The following is a 1909-nucleotide window of genomic DNA, read 5'->3' as shown; positions in this document are numbered from 1 at the left end:
AATCGAATAGAGGCTAACAATTAAAATGTTTCGCCCCTTTCACAACACCCTACGTACCGTTCGGTATAAGGCGTTTCATTAGTTTACGAATTTAACGTGGTTATAATAATCCGAAAAGAATATGTAGTTACGTTTCTTTAGAGTGTCATTTGTTAATGAGCGACTCATGATTGGGCTATTGGAGATTCTCCAATAGCCTTTTCTTGTATTGGCGAATTCCCATGCTTTACTTTTCTCAATACCAAGAGAAATTAGTTGACTAAGTCTAGTTCTAACCTTCTTCCATTGCTTCCAATAAACCATTCGTATTCGTCGTCGCATCCATTGGTCCACAGTTTTAAGTAATGATTTTATGTCTGCAATCTTAAAATAGTTAATCCATCCCATAATGTAACGTCTTAACTTTATTGGTCTTTCTTCATTACTTAAACCATAACTTCTCCCTGTAAGAACCTTAACTTTGGCTCTCATCTTGATAATAGACTTTGGATGTATTCTCACTCTAACTTCACCCTTGGTTTTATAAAATGAAAATCCAAGGAATTTTAACTTCCATACTAGGTCTACCTTCGTCTTTTCTCTATTTACTTTTAGAAATAGTTTCTTTTCCACAAATGATACAGTGTTATCCATAATACGCATTGCACTTCTTTTGCTTTTACAATAAATCATAAGGTCATCTGCATACCTTGCAAAGCGGTGCCCTCTTGCCTCTAATACTTTGTCTAATTCATTTAACATAACATTCCCAAGAAGCGGGCTGAGTGGTCCACCTTGCATAACACCCTCAATTGTTTCTTCAAAGGTGCCTCCTATTACTACTCCAGCCCTAAGATATTTATGGATAAGAGATATTACTCTTCCATCCTTAATTGTCCTAGATAGAATTTCAATAAGTTTGCTATGGTCGATTGTATCGAAATACTTTTCTAAATCCATGTCTACTGCGTAGTTATAGCCTTCTTGGATATACTGTTGGCATTTCCGTATGGCTTGATGCGCACTTCGATTTGGTCTAAATCCGTAACTGCTATCTGAAAATTGTACTTCGTACATAGGGCTTAAAATCTGCGCAATTGCTTGTTGGATAACTCTATCAATTGTAGTTGGTATTCCTAACTTTCTTTTCTTAATCCCGTCTTCTTTAAGTATTTCCACTCTCCGAGCGGGATTGGGACGAAATTTCCCGTCCATGACTGATTGTTTCAAAGTAATCCAATTTTCGTTGAGATAAGCACGAAGTTCATCGACTTTCATCCCATCTATTCCATGGCTTCCTTTATTTGAAATAACTCGTTTTAAGGCAACTCTTACGTTTTCCTTATCCATAATTTTCTCTAACAATCTGTCATTTACCTCGAATCCATTGGTGATGTTGTTTCCAGTTATCTTTGAAGAAGCATACGCTCCTGCATTGCTTTCATGTTCCGCACTATCCTCTTGCATAGAGCCTTCAAAATTAATTTGAAGTTGGCTGTACTTAATTTCTTCATTAGTAACTTTCATTTACTTTCACCTCCTAATGTTCAGTCCTTCCCAAATATCGTTAACAATATCTGGTACTATGACCTCTGCTGACTTCTCATGATAAACCGTTTTCGACCATGTTTTGAAATTCATCTCTGCATGTCCATGAGATATCCCAGGGTAAGACAATTCACTTTCATTCCATGTACCCACATTCTTTACACCTATTCGTTCTATGTAGTTATAGGACTTTGTCTTGTTAAGCAGACTCATCCACAAATAGTTTGCCTGAAAATGTTCGTATTCCTTGGGTCGGAACTTTGCCTAGGACTTCCTCCAGCTCACACCTCACGGTGGATACCTTGTCTTCAGCTAGTGGTTGGTAACTACAGACCCCCACAGTGGACTTTCACCACCTAGTTAATTGCCATGCCTGGCACAC

2 protein-coding genes are annotated in these 1909 nt (G+C 37.7%); both read right to left on the bottom strand.

Translation table 11 applies throughout. The annotated features are described in order from the left end of the window. Positions 1–78: 78 nt before the first annotated feature. Entirely contained in the window at positions 79–1506 is a 1428-nt protein-coding gene (gene ltrA, locus KPL55_RS25505) for a group II intron reverse transcriptase/maturase (RefSeq protein WP_216309555.1), read from the bottom strand. Positions 1507–1726: 220 nt separating this feature from the next. Next, complete coding sequence (locus KPL55_RS25500; protein ID WP_216309554.1) at positions 1727–1867, bottom strand: hypothetical protein; 141 nt, start codon at positions 1865–1867, stop codon at positions 1727–1729. Positions 1868–1909 lie beyond the last annotated feature (42 nt).

It is taken from the genome of Clostridium lacusfryxellense, from assembly GCF_018861735.1.
GTDB classification, from domain to species: domain Bacteria; phylum Bacillota; class Clostridia; order Clostridiales; family Clostridiaceae; genus Clostridium_AD; species Clostridium_AD lacusfryxellense.
The sequence above is the reverse complement of the archived record's forward strand: the minus strand, read 5'-3'. Positions and strand labels throughout refer to the sequence as shown.